We start from the raw sequence: 24,703 nt of genomic DNA, 5'->3' as shown, positions 1-24,703 counted from the left end.
ACGTCGCGTTTACTTCGCCGGCGGATCCGGCGGGAACACGGTCGGCAATGCGAGCAGCGCCGCGGGATGGAACACCGTCGCATGCGTGTAGTCCGGCAGCGCCTTCGCCCACGTGCGTACGCCGGCGTGGGCACGCGTCGCTAGCAGGTCCAGGAAGCGGCGCATGCCCTCGGCGGCGCTGCCCTCGCGCCCGGTGGCGACGTAGACCTTCGCCTTCAGCGACCCGGGCTGCTTCGCGAGCCACTGCGGCGCGGAGTCGATCAGCGCGCTTCGGTTCCACCACAGGCTGGGATCGACCGCGATGTAGGCGTCGAACAGCTCGGGCGTGCGCGCGAAGGTTTCGATCGCGAACAGGCCGGCGAGCGACTCGCCCATCAGCGCGTCCTCGCCGCTGGTGCGGTAGCGGGCCCGCACGTCGGGCAGCAGCTCGTCACGCAGGAAGCGGCGGAAGGTGGCCGAGCCGCCGACCACGGGCGCGATCGCGCGATCCTCGGGGTCTTCGGTGGGGCCCGTGGTGTCGCGACGGCGTTGGGTGTTCTCGATGCCGACGAGGATGACCGGGCGCATCGAGCCGTTGCCGGTGAGCACGCGCACGAGGCCGGCGACGTGCAGGAAGTCCTCGTCGATGCCGCCGTCGAGCAGCACCAGCACCGGATAGCGACGTTCCGGCGCGTCGGCGTAGCCGGCCGGCAATAGCACGTTCACGCGGCGGGTTTCGTCGAGCGTCTTCGAGGCGAGCGTGTACGTCTCGCCGACCGTGAGCGGTGCAGGCGCGGTGGCCGCGGACGACGCCGTGGCCGCGAGCAGCAGCGCCACGAGTGCGACCGCGCGCAGCAGCATGTTCATGCCTGCGGCGCGAACTGCAGCGTGGCCGCGGGCTCGAGCCACGGCAGCAGCCAGTGGTCGAGCAGAAGGAAGGCGAACAGCGCCATCAGGTAGACGATCGAGTAGTTGAAGACCTTCATCGCGTACAGCTCGTCCGGCGGATCCATCAGGCGCCAGGCGTGTCGCAGGAACACGAGGCCGAGCACCAGCGCACCGCCGAGGTAGAACAGCCCACTCATGCCGGCGACCCACGGCAGGACCGTCACCGCGACCAGCAGCACCGTGTAGATCAGGATCTGCAGGCGCGTGTACTGCACGCCGTGCGTCACCGGCAGCATCGGCACCAGCGCGCGGGCGTAGTCGTCGCGACGGAAGATCGCGAGGGCCCAGAAGTGCGGCGGCGTCCACACGAAGATGATGAGCACGAGCAGCAGCGCATGCGCCCAGTCCCATTCGCCCTGCATGCCGGTCACGGCCGACCAGCCGAGCAGCGGCGGCGCGGCGCCGGCGATGCCGCCGATCACGATGTTCTGCGGCGTCGCACGCTTGAGGAAGACCGTATAGACGACCGCGTAGCCGATCAGCGAAGCGAAGGTGAGCACCGCGGTGATCGTGTTGACGAACACGACCAGCAGCAGCATCGACAAAGCGCCCAGCACGAGCGCGAAGGCCAGCGCCCGCGCCGGCGTGATCGAGCCGACCACCAGCGGACGCCAGGACGTGCGCGCCATCTTCGCGTCGATGCGCGAGTCGAGCAGCTGGTTGATCGCCGCAGCGGATGCGGCGGCGAGCCAAATGCCGAGGAAGCCGATCACCGACTCCTTCAGCGGCGGCAGCCCCGGCACGGCGAGGAACATGCCGACGAATGCGGTGAAGACGATCAGCGCGACCACGCGCGGCTTGGTCAGCGACCAGTACTGGCGCAGTCCCGCGGCCACGTCAGACCTTCGGTTCGCGCAGGCGCGCGAGCAGGGTGACAAGCGTGGCGAGCAGCAGCACGGCGCCCGCGTTGTGCGCGACCGCCACGTGCAGCGGCAGGCCGAGCTTCACGTTGGCGATGCCCAGCGAGACCTGCGCAAGCGTCAGGAGGCCGAGCAGCGTGCCCCAGCCGCGCATCCCGGGCGTGCGCAGCAGGCGCAGCGCGAGCCACAGCAGGTAGACGAAGACCACCACCGCCATGCCGCGGTGCGCGAGCTGGATCGCGATGCGCGACGCGCCGTCGAGCACACCGCCCTCGTAGTCGACGCCCACGCCGCGCCACAGCACGAAGCCCTCGCGGAAATCCGCGGGGGGCATCCAGCGGCCGACGCAGGTCGGGAAATCGTTGCCGCAGGCAAGCGCCGCGTAGTTGGCGCTGACCCAGCCGCCGAGTGCGATCTGCAGGCCGAGGACCACCAGGCCCGCGATCAGCAGGCGGCGGACGAGGTGCGCGTCGGCGAGGCGGATCGGCAGGTTCGTCGCACGCCAGGCGGTCCACAGCAGCAGCGAGAACGTCGTCAGCCCGCCGAGCAGGTGGCCCATCACGACGATCGGCTTCAGCAGCCAGGTGACCGTCCACATGCCGAGCAGGGCCTGGAAGACGATGGTCATCAGCGTGAGCGAGGTGGCGCGCGACAGGTCGCCGTTGTTCCAGCGCAGCGCAGCGGCGAGCAGGATCAGCTCGCCGGCGATGGCGAGCGCAGCGGCGATGCCGTACTGCGCCTGCATGTACAGCGGGATCGACGCGGCGACGAGCACGGCGGCCGCGACCACCTGCACGACGCCGCCGCGGCGGCGCCGCGCGGCGAGCAGGGCGAGCACCAGCACCAGCACGCCGAGCGATGCGGCGAGGTGGCGGTGCAGCTGCTCGCGCCAGGCCTTGTGCGGCTCGACCGCGCGGATCGAGGTCGCGGCGTGGTCGACCACTTCGGCCGCATACGTCGGCCATGCGGCGCGCCCGTAGCACGTCGGCCAGTCGGGGCAGCTCATGCCGGCGTTCGACAGGCGCACGAACGCGCCGAACACGATCACGCACAGCGCGAGCGCGGTCGCCAGCCAGGCGATGCGGTGGAAGTGGCGGTAGGTCGTTCGGACCGTGCCGGTCCGCGGAGTCGGGTCCATGGCGGTCACTGCAGCTTGAGAAGGCGGACGAGGTCCTCGCGGAGCCCGGCGAGGTCGGCATCGGGCGCGTAGCGCAGCACGACGAAGCCGTTCGGATCGACGACGTATACCGGCAGGCCGCCGGGCACGTCCACCCGCGGCAGCCGCTCGAGCGCCGCATCGTGCGCGATCAGGCGGAGTGTCGACGGTGCGGGCAGGCCCTGCGGCCAGGCGCAGCGCGCCTCGCGGCACCACCAGAGGATGTCGACGCGCGGCGCATCCTTGTTGAGCACTTCCCAGACGATGCCGATGTCGTGCGCGCGCCGCGTGCACGTCTCCTCGCACACGGACGGTGCCGCGACGACGACGCGCCACGTGCGCTTGATCGGCTCCCACGGATACGCGGCGCCGTCGAGCGTGTGCAGCTTCGCGTCGCGCAGGTCCGCGTAGGGATCGAGCAGTTCGCCCTTCTGCCGCGTGGCGGCCGGATGGATGTCGGCGAAGCGGAGCAACCCGGCGACGCCCATCGAGCCGAAGAACAGCACGAGGATCGCGACGAGGGTCCAGCGGTTGCGACGGCGGGTATCGGGGGCAGGCGCGGTGCTCATGCTCGGCTCCGGCGGAAAGTGAGGACGAGGGCGATCGCGAGTGCGGTCAACGCGAGGCCGTACCACTGCACCGCATAGCCGCGATGGCGCTCGGGCGGGAGCGTGTTGACCAGCAGCTCCAGGTCGCGCGGATAGCCGAACGGCAGGGCGGGATCGAGCCGCAGTACGCGCGGCGCCAGCGAAGGCAGGGCCAGCGCCTTTGCCACGGCGTCGGGATCGAGACGCACCGCGAGCCAGCCGTCGCCCTGTCGCGCCATCGGCGCGCCCATGCGCAGGCCGGCGGCGGGCGGCGGCACCAGCAGCCCGCGCAGGTCGAGACGGCCGGCGGGCACCGACATCGGCGGCAGCGCGCGGTCGCGAGCGACCGGCTGCCAGCCGAGGTCGACGAGCAGCGGCATGCCGGCGTCGGGCTGGAACACCGCATAGGCGCGCATGCCGACCCGGCCGTCGCGCTGCTGGTTGTCGAGCATCAGGCGCGGGGTGGCGACGAAGCGGCCACGCCCGGCGGCCCAGGCGTACTGGCGCGCGCGCGCCGGGTCCGCGGCGTCGGCGAGCGGAACGGCGCGGCGGGCCGACAACACCTTCGAGGTTTCGGCGAGCAGCCGCTCCTTTTCCACGGCGCGCGATGCCTGCCACGCGCCCAGGCGGGCGAAGCCGGCCGCGACCAGCAGCGCGAAGGCCCAGCCCACGAGCAAGCGGCGCGAACGGCTCACGACGCCCCGGCGCTTGCGCGCGATAATGCACGGCGTCGCACCGGCCCCTGCCGGCTGCAGGAGATCCGCTTGAACTCTTCGCTGAAGACGCTGCTCGTCATTGCGTTCCTGATCGCGATCCTCTGGAACCTCGGCGCCGGCCTGTACTACATGCTGGTCGACAAGGGCGGCAGCAAGCGCACGGTCAATGCGCTGACCCGTCGCATCGTGCTGTCGATCGCGCTGATCCTGGCCATCGTGTTCGCGGCCTGGATGGGCTGGATCGACTTCCACGGCGTCGGCTCCAACCCGACCCGCTGAACCGCCAGACGCGCAACGGGCCGGCAGTGCCGGCCCGTCGTCGCCTCCTGCGCCGGCGTGCTTACAGCACGTAGACGAACAGGAAGAGGCCGAGCCAGACCACGTCGACGAAATGCCAGTACCAGGCGACGGCTTCGAAGGCGAAGTGGTTGTCGCGGTCGAAATGCCCGCGCAGGCAGCGCAGCCAGATGATCGCCAGCATGATCGTGCCGAGCGTCACGTGCAGGCCGTGGAAGCCCGTGAGCATGAAGAACGTCGAACCGTAGATGCCCGAGCCGAGCGTCAGGTTCAGCTCCTTGTAGGCCTCCATGTACTCGTGCGCCTGGAACCACAGGAACAGGCAGCCGAGCGCGACGGTCAGGCCCAGCCAGAACAGCAGCGCCTTGCGGTGACCGCCCTTGAGCGCATGGTGCGCGGCGGTGACCGTGCTGCCCGAGGTGAGCAGGATCAGCGTGTTGAGCAGCGGCAGGCCCCACGCCGGGATGGTGCGGAACGCACCGCCGACGCCGGCCGGGCCATTGTTCGGCCAGCCCGAGCTGAAACCCTGCCAGAGGATCGCGTGCGTTGCGGCGCCGTCGCCTTCGCCACCGATCCACGGCAGCGCGAAGGTGCGCGTGTAGAACAGCGCGCCGAAGAAGGCCGCGAAGAACATCACTTCCGAGAAGATGAACCACACCATCCCCATGCGGAACGAGACGTCCACCTGGCGGTTGTAGTGCCCGCGCACCGACTCGCGGATCACGTCGCCGAACCACATGAACAGCACCGCGAGCGTCATCGCGACGCCGACCAGGAACGCCGTGCGTCCCCACGAAATCTCGTTGAGCCAGCTGGCGAAGCCGATCATGGTGACGAACAGCGCGATCGAGCCGAAGAACGGCCAGCGACTGCTGTGCGGCACGAAGTACACGTTGGGATCGGTCGGGTGGGCGTTGGCCATGTCGGCGTTCCGTGGTTCTGATTCGGGGCGCGGCGATTACGGGGCGCCGCGGCCGGCGGGCACGGAGCCCAGGCGCGCGGTCAACGTATCGTTGCGGAAGAAGGTATAGGACAGGGTGATCGTCTTGACGTCGGCGGGCAGCGCCGGGTCGACGATGAAACGCACCGGCATCTCGCGCGATTCACCCGCGGCGAGCGTCTGCGCGGTGAAGCAGAAGCATTCGGTCTTGACGAAGTACTGCGAGGCGCGCGCGGGCGCGACCGACGGCGCGGCACTGCCCACGATCGGGCGCGGCGCGTCGTTCTTCGCGAAGTACGTGGTTTCGTACGGCTTGCCGACCTGCACGCGCATGCTGAGCTGGTCGGGGTGGAACTGCCAGTCGAGCTTGGAATTGACCGTGCCGTCGAACTGCACCGTCACCCAGCGCGTCCCCACCGCGCCCGCGCCGCCGGCCTGCTGCTGCGGGCCCTTGGCGAGGCGGATGCCGAAGACCTTCTCGCAGGCGATGCGGTACAGCGGCACCAGGCTGAAGGTGAAGCCGAACGCCAGCAGTGAGACGACGACCAGCTTCTTCCAGCCGGCGTCGCGGGCAGGCGCGTTCATCGCGTCACCGCCGTGAAGACGATGAACGCGGCGAAGACGCCGATCGCGAACAACCCGAAAACCAGCGCCGTACGACGCGCCCGCGCGGTGCGGGCGTCGCCGGTGGGACGCGGGGCGTTCGGTGCGATCATGCCTGCGGTCGGATCAGTGCGTGATGTCGCCGTGGGCGAGGTCGCCGTCACGGATGACCGGCGGCACGGTGAAGGTGTGGTGGGGCGCCGGGCTCGGCACGGTCCACTCCAGGCCCTTCGCGCCTTCCCAGACGCGCGCCGTCGCCGGCGCACCGTACTTCTTCGAATGCCACAGCACGAAGGCCATGATGAACGGCGTGGCGAACATGCCGAACGCGCCGATCGAGCTGATCAGGTTCCAGTCCGCGAACACGACGTTGTAGTCGGGGATGCGGCGCGGCATGCCGGCCAGGCCGAGGAAGTGCTGCGGGAAGAACAGCAGGTTCACGAACAGCATCGACCACCAGAAGTGGAAGTTCGCGAGGCCCTGGCTGTACATGCGGCCGGTCCACTTCGGCCACCAGTAGTAGACGGCCGCGATGATCGAGAACAGCGCGCCGGTCACCAGCACGTAGTGGAAGTGCGCCACGACGAAGTAGGTGTCGTGGTACTGGAAGTCCGCCGGCACGATCGCGAGCATCAGGCCCGAGAAGCCGCCGATGGTGAACAGGATGACGAACGCGATCGCCCACTTCATGGGCGCCTCGAACGTCAGCGAGCCGCGCCACATGGTGGTGACCCAGTTGAAGACCTTCACGCCCGTCGGGATCGAGATGAGCATCGTCGCGAACATGAAGTAGATCTCGCCACCGAGCGGCATGCCGACGGTGAACATGTGGTGCGCCCACACGATGAACGAGAGGAAGGCGATCGCGGCGGTCGCGTACACCATGGCCTGGTAGCCGAACAGCGGCTTGCGGCTGAAGGTCGGGATGATCTCCGACACGACGCCGAACGCCGGCAGGATCATGATGTAGACCTCGGGGTGCCCGAAGAACCAGAAGATGTGCTGGAACATCACCGGGTCACCGCCACCGGCGACGTTGAAGAAGCTGGTGTGGAAGTACTTGTCGGTAAGCAGCATCGTCACCGCGCCGGCGAGCACCGGCATGACCGCGATCAGCAGGAAGGCAGTGATCAGCCAGGTCCAGACGAAGATCGGCATCTTCAGCAGGTCGACGCCCGGGGCGCGCATGTTGAGGATGGTCGCGATGATGTTGATCGCGCCCATGATCGAGCTGATGCCCATCAGGTGGATCGCGAAGATCGCGAACGCGACGTTGTAGCCGCCCTGCAGCGACAGCGGCGGATACAGCGTCCAGCCGCCGGCCGGCGCGCCGCCCGGCAGGAAGTACGTCATCAGCAGCAGCGTGAACGCGAACGGCATGATCCAGAAGGACCAGTTGTTCATGCGCGGCAGCGCCATGTCGGGCGCGCCGATCTGCAGCGGGATCATCCAGTTGCCGAGGCCGACGAACGCCGGCATCACGCCGCCGAAGATCATCACCAGCGCGTGCATGGTGGTGAACGAGTTGAACAGCATCGGATCGAAGTACTGCAGGCCCGGCTTGGCCAGCTCGGCGCGGATCAGCACCGACAGGAACGCGCCCACGATGAACATCGTGAACGAGAACACGAGGTACAGCGTGCCGATGTCCTTGTGGTTCGTCGAGAAGAACCAGCGCTCGATGAAGCCCTGCTGGTGGCCGTGCTCATCGGTGTGATGGTCGGCGGCGGGATGCGTGACAGCCATGGGACTACCTCTGCGTAATTCGATGCGATCAGCCGGCGACCGGGGCGGTCGGGGCGTCGGAATTCGGGGCCGTGGCGGCGGTCGGCTGCGCGTTCGCGGCCGGGTCGACCGGGTTCGCGCCGGCGGGCGGCGCGGCCGGAGCCGGTGCGGCGGCGGGCTGCGCCTGGTGCGCGGCGAGCCACTGCTGGAACTCGGCCTTCGGCACGGCGCGCACGACGATCGGCATGAAGCCGTGGTCCTTGCCGCAGAGCTCGGCGCACTGGCCGCGGTAGATGCCCGGCTGGTCGATCTTCGCCCAGGCCTCGTTGATCAGGCCGGGGATCGCGTCCTGCTTCCAGCCCAGCGACGGCACCCACCAGGCGTGGATCACGTCGTCGGCGGTGACCACGAAGCGGATCTTGGTGCCGACCGGCACCACGAGCTCGTTGTCGACCTCGAGCAGGTAGGTCGGATTGGCTTCCATCGTCGGGATGCGGCCGCTCTGGCGCATCGCGTCGCTCTCGCGCTTGAGGCGGCTCGTCATCGAGACGCCCTGGCCGAGGTAGTCGTACTTCCACATCCACTGGTAGCCGGTGACCTTGATGGTCATCTCGGACTCGCGGACGTCGTACATGTTGATGAGCTTGCTGGTCGCCGGGAACGCCATGGCCACGAGCAGGACGATCGGGACGACGGTCCAGACGATCTCGAGCTTCGTGCTGTGCGTGAAGTCCACGTCCGGCGTCGCGCCCTGCGACTTGCGGAACTTGAACATGGCGTAGGCCATCGCGCCGAACACCAGGACGCCGATGCCCACGCAGATCCACAGCGCGAGCATGTGGGCGTCGTAGGCGTTGCGGGAGATCTGGGTCACACCCTCGCGCATGTTGAGCTGCCAGCGATGCGGGCTGGTGGGATCGCCCGGATGCTGCTGCGCGAAGGCGAGGACCGGCAGGGTGAGGGCGACGAGGCCCGCAGCCCACTGCTTGATACGACCGGCTTTCATCAGATGGAGCCCCAGATCGGCAAATGCGTGGATTCGATGGTCCGCCGGCAGGCGACCGCGTCCCCGCCTGAGCGGATACGAGGAACGGGGCGCGACGGATGAGCCTGCAGGACGAGCGGAAGGTGCGCGGCCGAGCCCTGCGGAAACCGAGAAATGTTAGCCCCGCGCGATAGCCCGGGCAAGCCGGAATCGTCGGGGAACGCGCTGCGGCCGGCCGCGGCGGGCCGCGACCGCCATCGGCGCGACGGCTAGACTACGCGCCTTCCGTCGCAGTTGCTGGGATCCGATGTCGACTCCCTCTCCCACCGCGTCCGGCACACCGCCGGTGCGCGCCCTGATCGCGCCCGAGCTGCCCTCGCCGCCCCCGGGCCCCCGTGCCGCCATCACCGCGGGCTGGGTCCGCGACGAGGCCACCCACGTGCGCCGCCTGCTCGAGCTCGCGCGCCTGCCCGAGGCCGACCGGGCCGCCGTCCAGGCGACCGCCGCCGACCTCGTCACCCGCGTCCGCCGCCGGGCGAAGGACCAGGGCGCGATCGAAGCCTTCATGCGCCAGTACGACCTCGGCTCCGAGGAGGGCGTGCTGCTGATGTGCGTGGCCGAGGCGCTACTGCGCATCCCCGATGCCGAGACGGCCGACCGGCTGATCCGCGACAAGCTGGGCGAGGCCGACTGGAAGCGGCACATGGGCCAGTCGCCGTCGGTGCTGGTCAACGCGTCGACCTGGGGCCTGATGCTCACCGGCCACCTCGTCGACCTCGCCGACGACACCAAGCGCGACGTCCACGGCGCCTTCAAGCGGCTGGTGGGCCGCGTGGGCGAGCCGGTGATCCGCCTCGCGGTGCGCCAGGCGATGCGGATCATGGGCCACCAGTTCGTGATGGGGCGGACCATCGACGAGGCGCTCGCGCGTTCGCGCAAGGGCGACAACGCCGCCTACCGCTATTCGTTCGACATGCTCGGCGAGGCCGCGCTGACGCAGGCCGATGCCGACCGCTACCTCGCCGCCTACCGCGGCGCGATCCATGCGATCGGCCGCCATTCGCGCGGCGCCGGCACCGTCGACCCGTCGAACGCCGCCGCGGTGTTCGGCGCGCCGTCGATCTCGGTCAAGCTGTCCGCACTGCATCCGCGCTACGAACAGGCCAAGCGTGCGCGCGTGCATGCCGAGCTGACGCCGCGCGTGCTCGAACTGGCGCAGCTGGCGAAGTCCTATGCGATCGGCTTCACCGTCGACGCCGAGGAAGCCGACCGCCTGGAGCTGTCGCTCGACGTGATCGCCGGCGCCTATTCGGATCCGTCGCTCGACGGCTGGGAGGGCTTCGGCCTCGCGGTGCAGGCGTATTCCAAGCGTTGCCCGGAAGTCATCGACTTCGTCGCCGACCTCGCGCGCCGCACCGGCCGCCGCATCCCGGTGCGCCTGGTCAAGGGCGCGTACTGGGACGCGGAGGTCAAGCGCGCGCAGGTCGACGGCATGCCGGGCTATCCGGTGTTCACGCGCAAGCCCAACACCGACGTCAGCTACCTCGCCAACGCGCGGAAGATGCTCGACGCGTCGGACGTCATCTATCCGATGTTCGCCACGCACAACGCGCAGACCATCGCGCACGTGCATCGCATGGCCGCCGGCCGCGCGTTCGAGTTCCAGAAGCTGCACGGCATGGGCGACGACCTGTATGCCGAAGTGATCCCGGCCGATCGCCTCGCCGTGCCCTGCCGCGTGTACGCACCCGTCGGCAGCCACGAGGACCTGCTGCCGTATCTGGTGCGTCGCCTGCTCGAGAACGGCGCGAACTCGAGCTTCGTCAACCGCATCACCGACGAGTCGATTCCCGTCGCCGAGCTCGTGCGCGACCCCATCGGGATCGTCGAGCAGTTCGACACGATCCCGCATCCCCGCATTCCACAGCCGGTCGACCTGTTCCGCAGCTACGACCATTCCAGGAGCAATTCGATGGGCGTGAACCTCGCCAACGACGACGCGCTGCGCGCCCTTGCCGAGCAGGTCAACGCAGCGACCGCGCAGCCCTGGTTCGCCGAGCCGCTGGTGGCCGGCGCGCGCGCCTCGGGCGCGCGCATCGCGGTCAGCAATCCCGCCGACCGCCGCGAAGTCGTCGGCCACTGGGTCCCGGCGGACGCGTCGCTCGTCGAGCGCGCGCTGCAGAACGCGGTCGGTGCGCACAATACGTGGAACACGACGCCGGCCGCGAGCCGCGCCGCCATCCTCGAGCACGCGGCGAACCTGCTCGAGCAGCGCATGCCGCTGTTCATCGCCATGTGCGCGAAGGAAGCCGGCAAGACGGTTCCCGACGGCGTCGCCGAGGTGCGCGAGGCTGTGGACTTCCTGCGCTACTACGCCGAGCAGGCGCGCGTGCTGTTCAAGCCCGAGCCGCTGCCGGGCCCGACCGGCGAGTCGAACACGCTGCAGCTTTCGGGGCGCGGAACGTTCGTCTGCATCAGCCCGTGGAACTTCCCGCTCGCGATCTTCATGGGCCAGGTCTGCGCGGCGCTCGCCGCGGGCAACTGCGTGATCGCCAAGCCCGCCGAGCAGACCAACCTCGTCGGCTTCGCCGCGGTCAAGCTGCTGCACGAGGCGGGCGTGCCGGAGGCCGTGCTGCAGTTCTTGCCGGGCGACGGCGCGACCGTCGGCGCCGCATTGACCCGCGACGATCGCATCGTGGGCGTCGCCTTCACCGGCTCGACCGAGACCGCACGTGCGATCAACCGGGCGCTCGCTGCGCGCGAGAACGCACCGATCGGCGTGCTCATCGCCGAGACCGGCGGGCAGAACGCACTGATCGCGGATTCGTCCTCGCTGCCCGAGCAGGTGGTGAAGGACGCGATCGGCTCGGCGTTCACCTCGGCCGGCCAGCGCTGCTCGGCGGCGCGCGTGCTGTTCGTGCAGGAGGACATCGCCGACAAGGTGGTGCACATGCTCGCCGGCGCGATGGCCGAGCTCGTCGTCGGCGACCCGGGCCTGCTGTCGACCGACGTCGGTCCCGTCATCGACGACGATGCCCTGCGCGTGCTGAAGGAGCATGGCGAGCGCATGGACCGCGAGGCGCGCGCGAAGATCGCCGAGATCCCGCTCGGCGAAGCCGCCGCGCACGGCAGCTTCTTCGGTCCGCGCGCCTACGAGCTGCATTCGCTCGACCAGCTGCATCGCGAGGTCTTCGGCCCGGTGCTGCACGTGATCCGCTGGAAGGCCGACCAGCTCGACGCGGTGATCGACCAGATCAACGCGACCGGCTACGGGCTCACGCTCGGCGTGCATTCGCGCATCGACGCGACGATCGACAAGATCGCCAGCCGCATCCGCGTCGGCAACTGCTACGTCAACCGCAACCAGATCGGCGCGGTGGTCGGCGTGCAGCCGTTCGGCGGACAGGGCCTGTCGGGCACCGGCCCCAAGGCCGGCGGCCCGCATTACCTGCCGCGGTTCGCGACCGAGAAGACCATCACCGTCAACACGACGGCCGCGGGCGGCAACGCCTCGCTGCTGACGCTGGGCGACTGACGCTCGCGCGGTTCCGCAACGGAAAAGCCCCGCTTCGGCGGGGCTTTTTTCTTGCCGCATTGCCCACGCGCAGCGCGCTCGCCGCGCGTCGATGAAGCTGCGGTTCAGCCTGTGCTCCGGGCGCCATCACGGGATCGCTCGCCACGACAGCGACGGAAGTCCGCGGCGTCCATCGTTGCGCACAGCACCGGTACTCGGGCATCGGCACGGCCGATCCGATCGAGCACGATCACGTCGCGCACCACGGATCGGCTGAGGGCTCACGAACGACGGGAGCCCTAACGAAAAAGCCCCGCCGAAGCGGGGCCTTTCCGGTCAAGCCGACCGATCGATCAGAACTTGAACTGCGCCGCGACGCCGAACAGGTCCGCGTGACCGCTGTACTTGCCGTTGAGGGTCGAGCCGCTCGACGAGTGGATCCCGTTGATGGTCGGGTCGTCGATCGTGATGCGCGTGTAGGCCGCATCGAAGCTCAGCGCATCCGACATGTGCCAGGTCGCACCGATCGAGTACAGCATGCGGTCGTTGTCGGGCAGGCGGGGGGTGCGCGCTTCGTCGTTGGTCGGCGACTCGTCACGGGCGACGCCGCCACGCAGGGTGAGGGCCGGGCTCAGGTCGAACTCGGCGCCGACGGAGAAGAAGTCGGTGTCCTTCCAGTTGAACGGCTCGTTGCCGAGCACGCCACCGCCCTCGCGGAAGATGCGCACCGCTTCCAGCGAATGCCAGTCGGTCGCCTGGTAGTCGGCCATCATGCGGAATGCGTCGCTGAAGTCGTAGCGGACGCTGATCGTGCTGATGCTCGGCGTGGTGAGCGGCGCGGTGATGTTGGCATCGGCGACGCGCGCACCCAGCACCGCGGCGACGGCGGCCGGGGCGGTGAAGTCGGCGGTGCCCTTCAGGTCGTGGTCGACTTCGGAGCGGTGCGAAGCGCCGATCGTCAGGCGGTCGGTCGGCTTCCACTGCATGCCCACGCGCCAGCCGAGGCTGGTGTCGTTGCCCGAGACGTCGACGAAACCGTCGTTGTTCTGCGGACGGAACGGATACGCCGGGTTGAAGCAGTTGGCGAGGTTGCCCGACTGGGCGCAGATCGCGCTGCCGTAGTCGACGGCGTTGGTCAGCGTGACGTCGGCGCGCTCGAGGATCAGGCCGGCGCCGATCGAGAAGCGGTCGGTGATCGCGAGCGAGGCCGACAGGCTGAGGTCGACGATCTTCACGTCCGAGGTCACGGCGTTGTAGCGGCCCACGAAGTCGCGGTCGTACTCGGTCTTCAGGCCGAACGGAGCGTCGACCATCACGCCGAAGGTGAGGTTGTCGAGCGCGCCCGACATCGGGAACACGGCCGACAGGGCCGGGACCGCGGTCGGGTCGCCCGGGTCGCCGCCGTTGGTGCCGGTGAGCGGGGTGCCCAGCGCGGTCTTGCCGGAGCCTTCGAAGTCGGCGGTGAGGTTGATCACCGAGATGTCGGTCTGGACGGTCGACTTGTCGAAGCTCGACATCGCAGCCGGGTTGTTCGTCACGACCGAGGCGTCGTTGTTGTACACGGCCATGCCCGAGAAGGCGCGGCCCATGTTCTTGACGCTGTTCTCGCGAATCTGGAAGCCCGAGGCGTGGGCATTGCCCAGCGTGAGCGCGCCGGCGATGCCGAGCGCGAGCGCGGTGACGCGCATGAAGCCGTTCTGCATGTCTCTCTCCGAAGGAAGGTGCTGCGCCGGTCGGGCCGGCTTCTGTGGGCTGGTCGGCTGAGCGCGACCATGCGGCACCGAATATAGCCTTTAACCCCGCCGTAACAATAGGCCGGCGTGCCGCCCGTCCGCCCCGGCCGCTGGGCGTTGCGGCCGCCGGGGGGCATCATGCGCGGGCCGTCCGGAGACCTTTCGCGTGTTCGTCCCCCTCCCGCCCCGCGACAAGGCGCCCATGCGCTGGGCGATGCCCACGGTGTTCGTCGCCCTGTGGGGCTGCTTCGTCGTGGCCAGCCTGCTGCCGGACGCCGGCCAGCGCCGGCTGCTGATGGAATGGGGCGCGCTCTCGGGCGACCTGCGCTCCTGGGACAGCCTCTGGGCCTCGGTCCGCGACGGCCACCTGGCCCGGCTGGTCACCGCCCTGTTCCTGCATGCGGACTGGGCGCACCTCATCGGCAACCTGCTGTTCCTGCTGATCTTCGGCGCGCCGGCGGAGCGGGCGATCGGGCCGTGGCGGTTCCTCGCCCTGTTCCTCGGCGGCGGCGCGGTGGCCAACCTCGCCGCGGTGCTCGCGATCGGCACGCCCGATCGGCTCATCATCGGCGCAAGTGGCGCGGTTTCGGCGCTGATCGGCGCTTATCTCGCCCTGTTTCCGACAGCCCGCCTGGGCCTGGTGGTGCCGCTCGGCCTCTTCCTGCAGTTCGTGAAGATGCCGGCGCCGGTGCTGATCGGCGTCTGGGCCGGCCTGCAGCTCGTCTACACCTTCGTCGGGCCGGCCTTCGGCGCGGTGGCCTGGTCGGCGCATCTCGCCGGCTTCGCCTTCGGCGGGGTGTTCGCCCTGCTCTCGCGCGGCGCGATCAAACGACGGATGAAGCGCGAGCGCGGTTTCTGACGCAGCCACCGGCTGCGCGCGCATGCTGTTGAACCCCGGCCGATCCGCCCCACCTAGGCCCGAGCCCACCCCACGATGACCGCCATGCCCAAGCCGCTCTACAAGGTGACCTTCCTCAACGCCGGCAAGGTCTACGAGCTCTACGCCCGGCACGTCGCGAGCGGCGCGCTGTGGGGCTTCACCGAGGTGGGCGAGCTGGTCTTCGACGTCAACGAAGGCGTCGTGGTGGACCCGACGGAGGAGCGCCTGCGCGACGAGTTCGGCAACACGCGGATGCTGCACCTGCCGATGCAGTCGATCGTGCGCATCGAGGAGGTCGAGCGCAAAGCGCAGTCGGCGATCCGCGATGCGGCGACGGGCGAGCGCGTGGTGACGCCCTTCCCGATGCCGGGCAAGCCGCGCTGAGGACTACTTCGCCTTCGGCGCTGCGGCCGGCACGCCCGCGAGGCGCTTGAGCTCGGCGAGCGCCTGCGCGATGTAGGCCTCGCCTTCCAGCACGTCGCCGGCGACGGTGGCGTCGTCCGCCTCGCCCCGCAGGTGGCCCGGCAGGCTCGCCTCCGACACCCCGGCGCGCGCATCGACGCCCGCCGCGGCCTTGAGTGCGACGTCCGGCACGATGCCGAGCGCCTGGATCGACTTGCCGCTCGGCGTGAAGTAGCGCGCGGTCGTGAGCTTCACCGAGTCGCCGTTGTCGAGCGGCAGCACCGTCTGCACCGAGCCCTTGCCGAACGTGCGGCTGCCGACGATGCGCGCGCGGCCGTTGTCCTTGAGCGCGCCGGCGAGCACTTCGGACGCGCTCGCCGAGCCGCCGTCGACCAGCACCACCAGCGGCGCGCCGCCCAGGCGGTCGCCGGGCGTGGCCGAGAACGCGGCGTCGCTGATGCCGATGCGGCCGCGCGTGCTGACGATGCCGCCCTTGTCGAGCAGGTCGTCGGCGATCTGTACCGCGCTGGTGAGCAGGCCGCCCGGATTGCTGCGCAGGTCGATGACCAGGCCGCGCAGCGCGCCGGCGCCCTTGAGCTTGTCGAGCGCCTTCTCGAAATCGGTGGCGGTGTCGGCCTGGAACGCGGCGATGCGCACGTAGCCGAAGCCCGGCTCCAGCAGGCGCGAGCGCACCGAGGCGATGCGGATGGTCTCGCGCACGACGGTGAGGTCGATCGGCTTGCGCTCGCCCTTGCGCAGCACGGTCAGCACGACCTTGCTGCCCGCGGGGCCGCGCAGCGGCGCGGAGCTGTCGCCCTCGTCGCGGCGGAACGGCTTGCCGTCGATGGCGACGATCAGGTCGCCCGCCTTGAGGCCCGCCTTCGCGGCCGGCGTGTCGTCGATCGCGGACACCACCTTGAGCGTGCCGTCGTCCTGGCGCTGCAGTTCGACGCCGATGCCTTCGTACGCGCCGCGCGCGTTCTCGTCGAAGTCCTCGGCGGCGCTCTTGTCGAAGTAGGTGCTGTGCGGATCGAGGTCGAGCAGCAGGCCGTGGATCGCGGCCTTCATCAGTTGCGCATCGCTCACCGGCTCGACGTACGCCTGCCGCACCGCGTTGTAGACGGTGACGAAGCGGCGGATCTCGTCGAGCGGCACCTTGCCGGCGTCCTCGTCCTTCGACGGTGCGGCTTTGGCGACCGGCGCCGGGGCCTGCTGCGCGGGCGCCTTCGTGTCCGCGGCCGGGGGTGGCGTGGCGGGGGTCGACGGCGTGGGCGCCTGCTGCGCGGCGGCGGGCAGCGCGAGGGCGAGGGCAAGGACGAGCAGGCGACGACGCATGGCGACTCCGGAAGGGGATCGACGGTGCGACCGTCGTGCAGGCGGGGAGTTCAGCACGTTAACCGGCGGTCCGGAAAGCGGCGTCGACGCGCGGCGTTCAGCGTCGCAGCCAGACACCGGGATCGACCGGCGAGCCGCCACGGCGCAGCTCGAAATACAGCGACGGCCGCCCCTGTCCGCCCGAGGTCCCGACGGTGGCGACCGGATCGCCGCGCTTCACCGTCGTGCCCGCGTCCTTCAGCAGCGCGTCGTTGTGCGCGTACAGCGACATGTAGCCATTGCCGTGGTCGACGATCAGCAGCAGGCCGTAGCCCGTCATCCATTCGGCGTAGACGACGGTGCCGTCGGCCACCGCGCGCACCGGCGCACCGGCGTTCGCGGCGATCAGCAGGCCGTCGCTGCGCCGGCCGTCCGGCATCGTCCCGCCATAACCGGCGAGCAGCGCGCCCGACAGCGGCCAGCCGAGCCCGCCCACCTGCGGCGACGGCGCGGTCGCCACCTGGACCGGTGGGCGCACCACGCGCTTGGGCGGCGGCGGCAGCCCCTTCGCCTGCGCCGCCTTCGCCGCAGCCGCGTCGGCGGCACGCGCGGCGGCCGCCTCGCGCGCGCGCTGCTCCGCGAGGCGCTTCTGCTCGGCACGGGCCTTCGCCGCGGCGATGCGCAGCTTCGCGAGCAGCTGCTCGAGCGCCTTGGCATCGCGGCCGAGCGCCTGCTCGCGCGCGGCGCGGTCCTTGTACTTCGCTTCGAGTTGCGCGACGAGCACGGCGCGCTGCTCACGGTCCTGCTGCAGCTTGCGCAACTGCTCGGCCTGCGCCTTCTGCGCGGCGGTGAGCTCGCCGGTGCGGCGCGCAATCTCCGCTTCCACGCGATCGAGCTCGGCGAGTTGTGCGGTGAGGTCGCGGATGCGCGCGGCGCGCGCACGCTGCAGGTAGCCGTGATACGTGAGCAGCCGCTGCGCATCCTCAACGCGGTCGCGCGCGAGCAGCGACTTCAGCGGCCCCGCCTTGCCCTGCCGATCGGCCGCGCGCAGCAGCGTGGCGAGTTCCTCGCGCGCGCCCTTCAGCGTGACCCGCATCGACGCCTGCTTCGTGCGCAGCTGCGCCAGCGTCGACGACTCCAGCGCGATGCGCGTCTGCGTCTCGCGCAGGGATCGATCGGTCTGCCCGACCTGCTCGTCGGCGCTGCGCAGCTGCTGGCTCGCACTGCCGCGCTGCGTCTCCAGCTTGCGGCGCTCGGCGGCGACGCCCTGCAGTTCGCGCTTGATCGCCTGCAGCTTCTTCTCCGTGCCGCGCGTGTCCTGCGCCGCGCCGGCGAATGCCGGCAGCAGCAGGAAGGCGAACAGTGCGGCGCGCAGGCGCATCGTTCAGCCGCCCAGCAGGCTCGTGCCGCTCATCTCGGCGGGCTTGTCGACGCCGAGCAGGTCGAGGATGGTCGGCGCGACGTCGCGCAATGCGCCGCCGCTGCGCAAGCTCGCGCTGCGTGGGCCGCAGTAGACGAACGGCACCGGGCCCACGGTATGCGCGGTGTGCGCCTGGCCGGTCGCGACGTCGCGCATCATCTCGAGGTTGCCGTGGTCGGCGGTGACCAGCAGCGCGCCGTGCATGTCGGCGACGGCCCGGCGGATCGCGCCGATCGCGACGTCGACCGCCTCGGCGGCCTGGATCGCCGCGCTCATGATGCCGGTGTGCCCGACCATGTCGGGATTGGCGATGTTGCAGATCGCGACGTCGACCTCTCCCGAGCGGATGGCGGCGCACAGGCGCTCGGTCACTTCCGGACAGCTCATCTCCGGCTGCAGGTCGTAGGTGGCGACCTGCGGGCTCGGCACGAGGATGCGCGTCTCGCCCGGATATTCGTCCTCGCGCCCGCCGCTGAAAAAGAACGTGACGTGCGCGTACTTCTCAGTCTCGGCGATGCGCAGCTGGCGCAGGCCGTTCGCCGCGAGCACCTCGCCGAGCGTGTTGCGCAGGTCGTCCGGGCCGAACGCGACCGGCGCCGGCAGCTTCGCGTCGTACTCGGTGAGGCAGACGAAGCGCGACAACACGGGATGGCGCGCATCGAAGCCGTCGAAGGTGGGCAGCACGAACGCGGCGGTGAGCTGGCGCGCGCGATCGGCGCGGAAGTTCATGAAGACCACCGAATCGCCGTCGTGCATGCCGGTGTAGCCGTCGAGCACGGTCGGGGCAACGAACTCGTCGTTCTCGCCCCGCTCGTAGGCGGCCGCGAGCGCGGCGAGTGCATCGGTCGCACCCTGCGCGGCGCGCGCCTCGACCATGGCGTCGAACGCGCGGTGCACGCGGTCCCAGCGCTTGTCGCGGTCCATGGCGAAGTAGCGGCCGCCCACCGTCGCGATGCGCGCATTGCCGAGGCGGTCGCAGAGCTGCTGCAGCGCGCGCAGGCTCGGCTCGGCCGAGCGCGGCGGCGTGTCGCGGCCGTCGAGGAAGGCATGCACGGCGACCTTCGGCACGCCGAGGCGGTGCGCCATCTCGAGCATCGCGAAGATGTGCGTCTCGTGGCTGTGCACGCCGCCGGGCGAGAGCAGGCCCATCACGTGCAGGGTGGCGTTTGCCGTCGTGGCCGCTTCGCAGGCCGCGCGCAGCTCGGCATTGTCGAAGAAGCTGCCGTCCTCGATCGCCGCGTCCACGCGGGTGAGGTCCTGGTAGACGATGCGGCCCGCGCCGAGGTTCATGTGGCCGACCTCGGAATTGCCCATCTGCCCGTCCGGCAGGCCCACGTGGCGGCCCTCGGTGTGGATCAGCGTGTGCGGGCAGCCGGCCACGAGCGCGTTCCAGTTCGGGAGCCGGGCCTGGGCGAGCGCATTGTCGGTGGGGTCGTCGCGGTGGCCCCAGCCATCGAGGATGAGCAGGACGACGGGCTTCACGGCAGCGGCATGGGACACGGAAGTACCTGTGACTTCGGGCAGGTGCCCGGCGCGGGGGGATGCGCGATTGTAGCGACGCGCCCGCGACGACCCGTCGCAGGGCGCTTAAACCCGCCGGCCGCCGGCGGCATCCAAGCCGGACAACGCCCTGAAGGACTCGCCATGCGCACCGCCCTGCTGATCCTGCCGCTCGCCCTCGGCCTCGCCCTGTCCGCCCATGCCGAAGACCGCCTGAGCATCGACAAGGTCAACGGCTCCATCCATGCCGAGGCTGGCCAGACGTACGCCAGCCTCGAGACCGTCAACGGCAGCATCCGCATCGACGACCGTGTTCGCGCGGGCAGCGCCGAGACGGTGAACGGCAGCATCAAGGTCGGCGACGGCGCGCAGGTCGGCGAGCTCACCACCGTCAACGGCTCGATCCACACCGGCAACGACGTGCGCGTCGATGGCGATGTCACCACCGTGAACGGCGGCATCCTCGTCGACCGCGGCGGCCGCGTCGGCGGCGGCGTGGAGACCGTGAACGGCTCGATCGGGCTGGTGGCCACGGACGTCGCGCGCAGCCTGCGCACGGTGAACGGCGACGTCACCGTGGGCGTCGGCAGCCACGTGCACGGCGGCCTCGTCGTCGAGAAGCAGCAGATGAAGCTGTTCAACATCCGCCGCCGCGACCCGAGGATCGTCATCGGCCCGAACGCGCAGGTCGACGGCGCACTGCGCTTCGAGCGCCCGGTGACGCTGTTCGTGCACGACAGCGCGAAGATCGGCACGGTGACGGGCGCCACGGTGCGCCACTTCAGCGGGGCCACGCCGCCGGCGGAGTGACGTTCCGCCACGCGTCGGCACGGGGCCGCCTTCGGGCGGCCTCGTGCGTTTTGGGGCGCGGCGCGACCGGTCGGCGGCAGGCATCGATTCGCGCTCGCCATGCGCGGGCCGGCAAACGAAAAAGGCCGCCCGAAGGCGGCCTTTTCCACGGCGCGTTCGGCGGGTGACTTACTTCGCCGGCGTGTCGAACGTCCCGTACGGCGCCAGCTGCTCGGCCACCGCCTTCGGATCGCCGACCACGACGATCGACTGCGCCTTCGGATCGAAATACTTGCGGCCCATCGCCTGCACCTGTGCCGCGTCCACCGCGCGGATCTTCGGCACGTACTCACCGAGGAACTGCGCGGGCAGTCCGACCAGCCAGTTCGACGCCAGGGTCGCGGCGACCGCGGCCTGCATCTGGTTGTTGAGCAGGTAGCCGCCGGCGACGTAGCGCTTGGTGTCCTCCAGCTCCTGCGCCGGTACCGGCTCCTCGCCCATGCGCGAGAACTCGGCCATGAACTCCTTGATCGCCGCACCGGTCACCTCGTTGCGCACGTCGGCCGACGCGCTGATGCGCCCGCCCTCGCGCAGGGCGCCGAGGCCACCGCGCGCGCCGTAGGTATAGCCCTTCTCCTCGCGCAGGTTCTGCATGAGGCGCGAGCTGAACCCGCCTCCGAGCACGGTGCCGGCGAGCTGCAGCGGCACGTAGTCGGCGTCGGTCGCCGCGATGCCGGGACGGCCGATGCGGATCGCGGACTGGACGCTGCCCTCGCGCGGCACGAGCACGTGCTTCGGCGCGGCGGTGCGCGGCGCGGCCGGTGTCGACGCAAGCGCATCGCCGGTCGCCCGCCAGTCGCCGAACGCCGCCTCGACCGCCTTCATCGTCGCCGCCCGATCGGCGGGGCCGGTGATGACGAGCAGCGCGCGGTCGGGCCGGAAACGGCGGGCATGGGCGTCGCGAAGCAGCTGCGGGGTGACCGAGGTGATCGACGCTTCGGTCGGCTGCGTGCGCGCATACGGATGCTCGCCGTAGATCGCGGCCGCGAGCGCACGCTCGGCCTTGAAGCCCGGCTGCGCTTCCGAGGCCTTGAGGTTCTGCAGCGCGTTCGCCTGCGCGAGACGCACCTCGCCGTCGGGGAAGGTCGGCGTTCGCGCCACTTCGCCGAGCAGCGCGATCAGCGCGCCGGCATGCGAGGCCAGCGCATTGCCCGACAGCAGCACGCCGTCGTTGGTCGCGCTCGCGCCGATGCCACCGCCCAGGCCCTGCGCGGTTTCGGCGAGGGCCTTCGAATCGCGCCGGGCGGTGCCCTCGTTGAGCAGCCCGGCGAGCATGTTGGCGAACCCGGGATGCGCGGCATCGTCGGCGGCGAGGCCGGCGTCGCGGATGGCGAGCACGACGTCGACGCGCGGCAGCCCGCTGCGCGGCACGAACCAGACCTCGAGGCCGTTGGCGAGCTTCGTCGTATCGATGGCGGGCACCGGCAAGGCTCGATCCGGCGCGTAGGGCGGCAGGTCCTTCGGCAGCGGCGCCTTGGGGCCGGCGACGGCATTGCCCGCGAGCACGAGGGCGACCGCGGCGGCGAGCAGGGTGAGGGTCTTCATGGCGGCGCCTCCTTACTTGCCGGCCGCGGGCGCGGCGTTGGCCATCGCGGTGGGAACGCGGTCGATGACCGTGCGGTTGCTGCGGGCGAGGTAGGTCTTCGCGGCGCGCTGCAGGTCGGCGGACGTCACCGCCTCGATCCACGCGGGAATCTTGTTGACGACGTTCGCGTCGCCCCACAGCGTCTGCATCTTCGCGACGGTGTCGGCACGGTTGATGAACGACTCGAGGCCGTTGTACCAGTCGGCCAGCATCTTGGTCTTGACCCGTGCGAGCTCGGCATCGCTCACGCCGCTCCCGGCGACCTTCGCGATCTCCTCGTCCATGGCGGCGAGCACCGCGTCCGCGCTCGTGTTCGGCTTGTACAGCGCGAAAACGGTGAACAGCGTCGGGCCGTCGTATTCCCACGGGCTGGTGAGGCCGTACAACGACTCCACGTTGAGGGCGAGCTGACGACCTTTCACCAGACCCTGGTAGAAGCGCGAGGCGTCGCCGCCGGCGAGCACATCGCCGAGCACCGCCATCGCGGCCTGGTCCCGGCTGCCGCGCGCGGGCATCTTCCACGCGGCGGCGACGGCCGGAACCTGCGCGAGCGCATCGGTCTGCTGGATGCGCTTTTCCTGCGTGTTGAGGGCTTCGGCGACATCGGGACGCTTGGGCGTCGTGCGCTCGGGGATCGATGCGAAATACTTCTCGGCCAGCGCGAACGCCTGCGCCGGCGTGACGTCACCCGCGATGCCGAGCACCGCATTGTTCGGGCCGTAGTAGTCGCGATGGAAGGCGGCGACGTCCTCGAGGCTCGCGCCTTCGAGGTCCTTGAAGCTGCCGTAGCCGTCGTGGTTGTTCTCCCACTTGGAGAACGCCTGCTGGCCGATGTCGATCCACATGAAGCCGCCGTAGGGCTGGTTCTTCACGTTGACGCGGATCTCTTCCTTCACCACGTCCTGCTGGTTCTTCAGCGTGGTCGGATTGAAGTCGAGCGTCTTCATGCGATCGGCTTCGAGCCACAGGATCGGCTCGAGCGCCGAGGCCGGCGCCATCTCGATGTAGTTGGTGAAGTCCGGGCGCGTGGAGCCGTTGTTGCGGCCGCCCCCTCCGGTGATCACGCGATCGAAGACGCCTTCCTTCGCATTGGGCGTGCCCTCGAACATCAGGTGCTCGAAGAGGTGGGCGAAGCCGGTGCGATTCTTCGGCTCCAGGCGCATGCCGACGCGATAGACCATCGACACGCCCACCGTCGGCGAGCTGTGGTCCTCGGAGACGACGACCGTGAGCCCGTTGCCGAGCGTCTTGACCGACACGGGTACCTGCCAGCGGTCGGGCGTCGCGGCATGCGCGGACGCGGTGATGAGCAGCCCGCCGAGGAGCGCGGGCAGGAGACGACGACGCATGCGGGATTCCCCCTCCATTCGGAAGCGTCGAGCCTAGCGGGATTCGCGCGGCCCTCCCGCCGCCGAAAGTCATGGGCGACCGCCGGGCGGCTGCGCTAGTCTCCGCGGACCGTCCCGGGGAGACCGACATGACCATCTCGACCGCCTACTGGTGCGTGCTCGTCGCCGCGCTGCTGCCGTACGTCTGGACCGTGCTCGCGAAGTCGCGCGGCGAGCGTTACGACAATCGCGAGCCGCGCGCGTGGCTCGCGAAGCAGGCCGACCCGCGGGTCCAGCGCGCGAATGCCGCGCAGATGAACGCGTTCGAAGCGTTCCCGGCCTTTGCCGCCGGCGTGGTACTCGCGGACTTGGCCGGCGTCGCGGACGACCGCATCGCGCTCCTTGCGGTCGTCTTCGTCGCGGCCCGCCTGCTGCACGGGATGTTCTACGTCGCGGGTATCGCCGCGGCGCGCAGCCTCGTCTGGTTTGTCGGCCTGGGCTGCGCGGTCGCGCTGCTGGCACAGGCGGCGATGGCGGTTCGCTGAGCGCGTTGCACTTTGACCGTGCGGCTTACGACCGCGGCGCAATCGTCGTACCCGCGCCCCACCTCGCTCGGAGCGGGTCACCGTAACTTGGTCGTGCTCGGGGCTCGGTGGAGGGCGTCGTAAGCCCGCTTCCGGTCATGTCGTGAAGGTGCTCGCGTCCGCGTCATCAAGCTGGACGCAGCTTCGTCCAGCTGGCCGGAGGACGCCGAACGCGGACGGTATGGCCGCGCCCAACGGTAGTCGGCAGCGCGCGGCATGCGATCGCTCAGCGGACTTCGTAGCGAAACGGCATCGTCAACGTGGTCGCCACCGTACGCCCGGCCAGCCGCGCAGGCTGAAAGCGCCAGTAGGCCAACGCGATCGCCGAATGCGCGCAGACGGCGGACGGCCCTTGCACGGCCGCAATGTTCCGGACGTCCCCGTTCGGCGATACGTCGAATCGAAGCACGCACTCGCCGCCTTGGCCTTGGGCCAGCAGCCGTGCAGGGTAGAAAGGTTCGTAGGCCTCCATGAGCACTGGCGCCTCGTCGAACCGGTCGGGGCAGTCGCAGCCCGGGATGGACCGATTGATAGCCTCCACCTGCGCGTGCCGCATCCGCCCCTTCGTATCGGAGCGCCACGAACGCCCTGCGCCGACTGCAATGGCAGGCAGGAGCAACGTGATTACGAACAAGGCGATTACGCGCGCCATTACCAGCCCCTGCGTCCCAGTCGACAAACAGGATAATCCACAAGATGGCTGGGCTGCCAGCTTCGCCCCCCCAAAGACAAACCCCCACCCGTTTTCACGGATGGGGGTTTGGGGATAAAGACCCTGGCGATGACCTACTCTCGCAT

At 70.1% G+C, this 24,703-nt stretch carries 23 protein-coding genes; 6 read left to right on the top strand and 17 right to left on the bottom strand.

Features of this window, described 5'->3' with window-relative positions; translation table 11 throughout:
- Nucleotides 1–9: 9 nt before the first annotated feature.
- The 5 genes from ACY35P_RS08660 to ACY35P_RS08640 are packed head-to-tail and all read right to left on the bottom strand — an operon-like array spanning nucleotide 10 to nucleotide 4,225.
- A complete protein-coding gene (locus ACY35P_RS08660; protein WP_462115429.1) occupies nucleotides 10–846 on the bottom strand; it encodes an alpha/beta hydrolase in 837 nt (278 codons plus the stop codon).
- On the bottom strand, nucleotides 843–1,763 hold the full coding sequence (locus tag ACY35P_RS08655) for a heme o synthase (protein ID WP_462115428.1): 921 nt from the start codon (nucleotides 1,761–1,763) through the stop codon (nucleotides 843–845). The genes ACY35P_RS08660 and ACY35P_RS08655 overlap by 4 nt, the downstream gene beginning before the upstream one ends.
- Before the next feature lies 1 nt (nucleotide 1,764).
- The gene (locus tag ACY35P_RS08650; RefSeq protein WP_462115427.1) at nucleotides 1,765–2,925 is read right to left on the bottom strand and encodes a COX15/CtaA family protein; all 1,161 of its coding nucleotides are present in this window, start codon (nucleotides 2,923–2,925) and stop codon (nucleotides 1,765–1,767) included.
- 5 nt (nucleotides 2,926–2,930) lie between these two features.
- The gene (locus ACY35P_RS08645; protein WP_462115426.1) at nucleotides 2,931–3,512 is read right to left on the bottom strand and encodes a hypothetical protein; all 582 of its coding nucleotides are present in this window, start codon (nucleotides 3,510–3,512) and stop codon (nucleotides 2,931–2,933) included.
- A complete protein-coding gene (locus tag ACY35P_RS08640; RefSeq protein WP_462115425.1) occupies nucleotides 3,509–4,225 on the bottom strand; it encodes an SURF1 family protein in 717 nt (238 codons plus the stop codon). Before ACY35P_RS08640 ends, ACY35P_RS08645 begins: the two co-directional genes overlap by 4 nt.
- A 69-nt stretch (nucleotides 4,226–4,294) precedes the next feature.
- Between ACY35P_RS08640 and ACY35P_RS08635 the strand changes: the two genes are divergently transcribed.
- Nucleotides 4,295–4,525, top strand: a complete 231-nt coding sequence (locus tag ACY35P_RS08635; protein ID WP_462115424.1) for a twin transmembrane helix small protein — start codon at nucleotides 4,295–4,297, stop codon at nucleotides 4,523–4,525.
- A 61-nt stretch (nucleotides 4,526–4,586) separates the two neighbouring features.
- Here the strand turns inward: ACY35P_RS08635 and ACY35P_RS08630 are convergent, their stop codons facing one another.
- Genes ACY35P_RS08630 through coxB form a run of 5 tightly spaced genes read right to left on the bottom strand, consistent with a single transcriptional unit; the run spans nucleotide 4,587 to nucleotide 8,817 of the window.
- Nucleotides 4,587–5,465 carry a cytochrome c oxidase subunit 3 gene (locus tag ACY35P_RS08630; protein ID WP_462115423.1) on the bottom strand — a complete coding sequence of 293 codons (879 nt, stop codon included), beginning with the start codon at nucleotides 5,463–5,465 and terminating at the stop codon, nucleotides 4,587–4,589.
- A 36-nt stretch (nucleotides 5,466–5,501) separates the two neighbouring features.
- Nucleotides 5,502–6,068 carry a cytochrome c oxidase assembly protein gene (locus ACY35P_RS08625; RefSeq protein WP_462115422.1) on the bottom strand — a complete coding sequence of 189 codons (567 nt, stop codon included), beginning with the start codon at nucleotides 6,066–6,068 and terminating at the stop codon, nucleotides 5,502–5,504.
- Nucleotides 6,065–6,199 (bottom strand): hypothetical protein, encoded by a 135-nt coding sequence (locus ACY35P_RS08620; RefSeq protein WP_462115421.1) that lies wholly within the window; start codon nucleotides 6,197–6,199, stop codon nucleotides 6,065–6,067. The genes ACY35P_RS08625 and ACY35P_RS08620 overlap by 4 nt, the downstream gene beginning before the upstream one ends.
- Nucleotides 6,200–6,212: 13 nt before the next feature.
- Entirely contained in the window at nucleotides 6,213–7,832 is a 1,620-nt protein-coding gene (gene ctaD, locus ACY35P_RS08615; protein ID WP_462115420.1) for a cytochrome c oxidase subunit I, read from the bottom strand.
- A gap of 28 nt (nucleotides 7,833–7,860) precedes the next feature.
- Complete coding sequence (gene coxB, locus ACY35P_RS08610) at nucleotides 7,861–8,817, bottom strand: cytochrome c oxidase subunit II (RefSeq protein WP_462115419.1); 957 nt, start codon at nucleotides 8,815–8,817, stop codon at nucleotides 7,861–7,863.
- Nucleotides 8,818–9,103: 286 nt separating this feature from the next.
- Between coxB and putA the strand changes: the two genes are divergently transcribed.
- Nucleotides 9,104–12,331: a bifunctional proline dehydrogenase/L-glutamate gamma-semialdehyde dehydrogenase PutA gene (gene putA, locus ACY35P_RS08605; protein WP_462115418.1), complete on the top strand. Its 3,228-nt coding sequence runs from the start codon at nucleotides 9,104–9,106 to the stop codon at nucleotides 12,329–12,331.
- Nucleotides 12,332–12,663: 332 nt separating this feature from the next.
- Here the strand turns inward: putA and ACY35P_RS08600 are convergent, their stop codons facing one another.
- The gene (locus ACY35P_RS08600; RefSeq protein WP_462115417.1) at nucleotides 12,664–14,013 is read right to left on the bottom strand and encodes an OmpP1/FadL family transporter; all 1,350 of its coding nucleotides are present in this window, start codon (nucleotides 14,011–14,013) and stop codon (nucleotides 12,664–12,666) included.
- Nucleotides 14,014–14,209: 196 nt separating this feature from the next.
- Here ACY35P_RS08600 and ACY35P_RS08595 point away from each other — a divergent pair, with 196 nt between their 5' ends.
- Nucleotides 14,210–14,902 carry a rhomboid family intramembrane serine protease gene (locus tag ACY35P_RS08595; RefSeq protein WP_462115416.1) on the top strand — a complete coding sequence of 231 codons (693 nt, stop codon included), beginning with the start codon at nucleotides 14,210–14,212 and terminating at the stop codon, nucleotides 14,900–14,902.
- 84 nt (nucleotides 14,903–14,986) lie between these two features.
- A complete protein-coding gene (locus tag ACY35P_RS08590; protein WP_462115437.1) occupies nucleotides 14,987–15,307 on the top strand; it encodes a DUF1820 family protein in 321 nt (106 codons plus the stop codon).
- A 3-nt stretch (nucleotides 15,308–15,310) separates the two neighbouring features.
- On the opposite strand, the gene ACY35P_RS08585 is transcribed toward ACY35P_RS08590, so the two are convergent.
- The 3 genes from ACY35P_RS08585 to gpmI all read right to left on the bottom strand — a co-directional run bounded on the left by ACY35P_RS08585 (nucleotide 15,311) and on the right by gpmI (nucleotide 19,541).
- Nucleotides 15,311–16,660 carry a S41 family peptidase gene (locus ACY35P_RS08585; RefSeq protein WP_462115415.1) on the bottom strand — a complete coding sequence of 450 codons (1,350 nt, stop codon included), beginning with the start codon at nucleotides 16,658–16,660 and terminating at the stop codon, nucleotides 15,311–15,313.
- Nucleotides 16,661–16,757: 97 nt separating this feature from the next.
- Nucleotides 16,758–18,020, bottom strand: coding sequence for a murein hydrolase activator EnvC family protein (locus ACY35P_RS08580; RefSeq protein WP_462115414.1), 1,263 nt, complete (start codon nucleotides 18,018–18,020; stop codon nucleotides 16,758–16,760).
- Nucleotides 18,021–18,023: 3 nt separating this feature from the next.
- Nucleotides 18,024–19,541, bottom strand: coding sequence for a 2,3-bisphosphoglycerate-independent phosphoglycerate mutase (gene gpmI, locus ACY35P_RS08575; protein ID WP_462115413.1), 1,518 nt, complete (start codon nucleotides 19,539–19,541; stop codon nucleotides 18,024–18,026).
- 162 nt (nucleotides 19,542–19,703) lie between these two features.
- On the opposite strand from gpmI, the gene ACY35P_RS08570 reads away from it, so the two are divergent.
- Nucleotides 19,704–20,369 (top strand): DUF4097 family beta strand repeat-containing protein, encoded by a 666-nt coding sequence (locus tag ACY35P_RS08570; protein ID WP_462115412.1) that lies wholly within the window; start codon nucleotides 19,704–19,706, stop codon nucleotides 20,367–20,369.
- A 168-nt stretch (nucleotides 20,370–20,537) separates the two neighbouring features.
- On the opposite strand, the gene ACY35P_RS08565 is transcribed toward ACY35P_RS08570, so the two are convergent.
- On the bottom strand, nucleotides 20,538–21,953 hold the full coding sequence (locus ACY35P_RS08565; protein ID WP_462115411.1) for a M16 family metallopeptidase: 1,416 nt from the start codon (nucleotides 21,951–21,953) through the stop codon (nucleotides 20,538–20,540).
- A 12-nt stretch (nucleotides 21,954–21,965) separates the two neighbouring features.
- Complete coding sequence (locus ACY35P_RS08560) at nucleotides 21,966–23,342, bottom strand: M16 family metallopeptidase (RefSeq protein WP_462115410.1); 1,377 nt, start codon at nucleotides 23,340–23,342, stop codon at nucleotides 21,966–21,968.
- A gap of 128 nt (nucleotides 23,343–23,470) precedes the next feature.
- On the opposite strand from ACY35P_RS08560, the gene ACY35P_RS08555 reads away from it, so the two are divergent.
- Nucleotides 23,471–23,866: an MAPEG family protein gene (locus ACY35P_RS08555; RefSeq protein WP_462115409.1), complete on the top strand. Its 396-nt coding sequence runs from the start codon at nucleotides 23,471–23,473 to the stop codon at nucleotides 23,864–23,866.
- 265 nt (nucleotides 23,867–24,131) lie between these two features.
- Here ACY35P_RS08555 and ACY35P_RS08550 read toward each other — a convergent pair whose 3' ends face one another.
- Nucleotides 24,132–24,557 (bottom strand): energy transducer TonB, encoded by a 426-nt coding sequence (locus ACY35P_RS08550; protein WP_462115408.1) that lies wholly within the window; start codon nucleotides 24,555–24,557, stop codon nucleotides 24,132–24,134.
- Between the last annotated feature and the right edge of the window lie 146 nt (nucleotides 24,558–24,703).

The organism is Lysobacter xanthus (assembly GCF_047159895.1).
Note: the sequence above shows the minus strand (reverse complement) of the source record. Positions and strands in the feature narration are given on the sequence as shown.

Bases quoted from the DNA above. Each gene is read 5' to 3' on its own strand.
- ACY35P_RS08560 (WP_462115410.1), bottom strand. From the start codon at position 23,342: ATGCGTCGTCGTCTCCTGCCCGCGCTCCTCGGCGGGCTGCTCATCACC.
- coxB (WP_462115419.1), bottom strand. From the start codon at position 8,817: ATGAAAGCCGGTCGTATCAAGCAGTGGGCTGCGGGCCTCGTCGCCCTC.
- ACY35P_RS08570 (WP_462115412.1), top strand. From the start codon at position 19,704: ATGCGCACCGCCCTGCTGATCCTGCCGCTCGCCCTCGGCCTCGCCCTG.
- ACY35P_RS08625 (WP_462115422.1), bottom strand. From the start codon at position 6,068: ATGAACGCGCCTGCCCGCGACGCCGGCTGGAAGAAGCTGGTCGTCGTC.
- ACY35P_RS08645 (WP_462115426.1), bottom strand. From the start codon at position 3,512: ATGAGCACCGCGCCTGCCCCCGATACCCGCCGTCGCAACCGCTGGACC.
- ACY35P_RS08650 (WP_462115427.1), bottom strand. From the start codon at position 2,925: ATGGACCCGACTCCGCGGACCGGCACGGTCCGAACGACCTACCGCCAC.
- putA (WP_462115418.1), top strand. From the start codon at position 9,104: ATGTCGACTCCCTCTCCCACCGCGTCCGGCACACCGCCGGTGCGCGCC.
- ACY35P_RS08580 (WP_462115414.1), bottom strand. From the start codon at position 18,020: ATGCGCCTGCGCGCCGCACTGTTCGCCTTCCTGCTGCTGCCGGCATTC.
- ACY35P_RS08630 (WP_462115423.1), bottom strand. From the start codon at position 5,465: ATGGCCAACGCCCACCCGACCGATCCCAACGTGTACTTCGTGCCGCAC.
- ACY35P_RS08585 (WP_462115415.1), bottom strand. From the start codon at position 16,660: ATGCGTCGTCGCCTGCTCGTCCTTGCCCTCGCCCTCGCGCTGCCCGCC.
- ACY35P_RS08550 (WP_462115408.1), bottom strand. From the start codon at position 24,557: ATGGCGCGCGTAATCGCCTTGTTCGTAATCACGTTGCTCCTGCCTGCC.
- ACY35P_RS08620 (WP_462115421.1), bottom strand. From the start codon at position 6,199: ATGATCGCACCGAACGCCCCGCGTCCCACCGGCGACGCCCGCACCGCG.
- ACY35P_RS08555 (WP_462115409.1), top strand. From the start codon at position 23,471: ATGACCATCTCGACCGCCTACTGGTGCGTGCTCGTCGCCGCGCTGCTG.
- ACY35P_RS08590 (WP_462115437.1), top strand. From the start codon at position 14,987: ATGCCCAAGCCGCTCTACAAGGTGACCTTCCTCAACGCCGGCAAGGTC.
- ACY35P_RS08600 (WP_462115417.1), bottom strand. From the start codon at position 14,013: ATGCAGAACGGCTTCATGCGCGTCACCGCGCTCGCGCTCGGCATCGCC.
- ACY35P_RS08660 (WP_462115429.1), bottom strand. From the start codon at position 846: ATGAACATGCTGCTGCGCGCGGTCGCACTCGTGGCGCTGCTGCTCGCG.
- ACY35P_RS08565 (WP_462115411.1), bottom strand. From the start codon at position 21,953: ATGAAGACCCTCACCCTGCTCGCCGCCGCGGTCGCCCTCGTGCTCGCG.
- ctaD (WP_462115420.1), bottom strand. From the start codon at position 7,832: ATGGCTGTCACGCATCCCGCCGCCGACCATCACACCGATGAGCACGGC.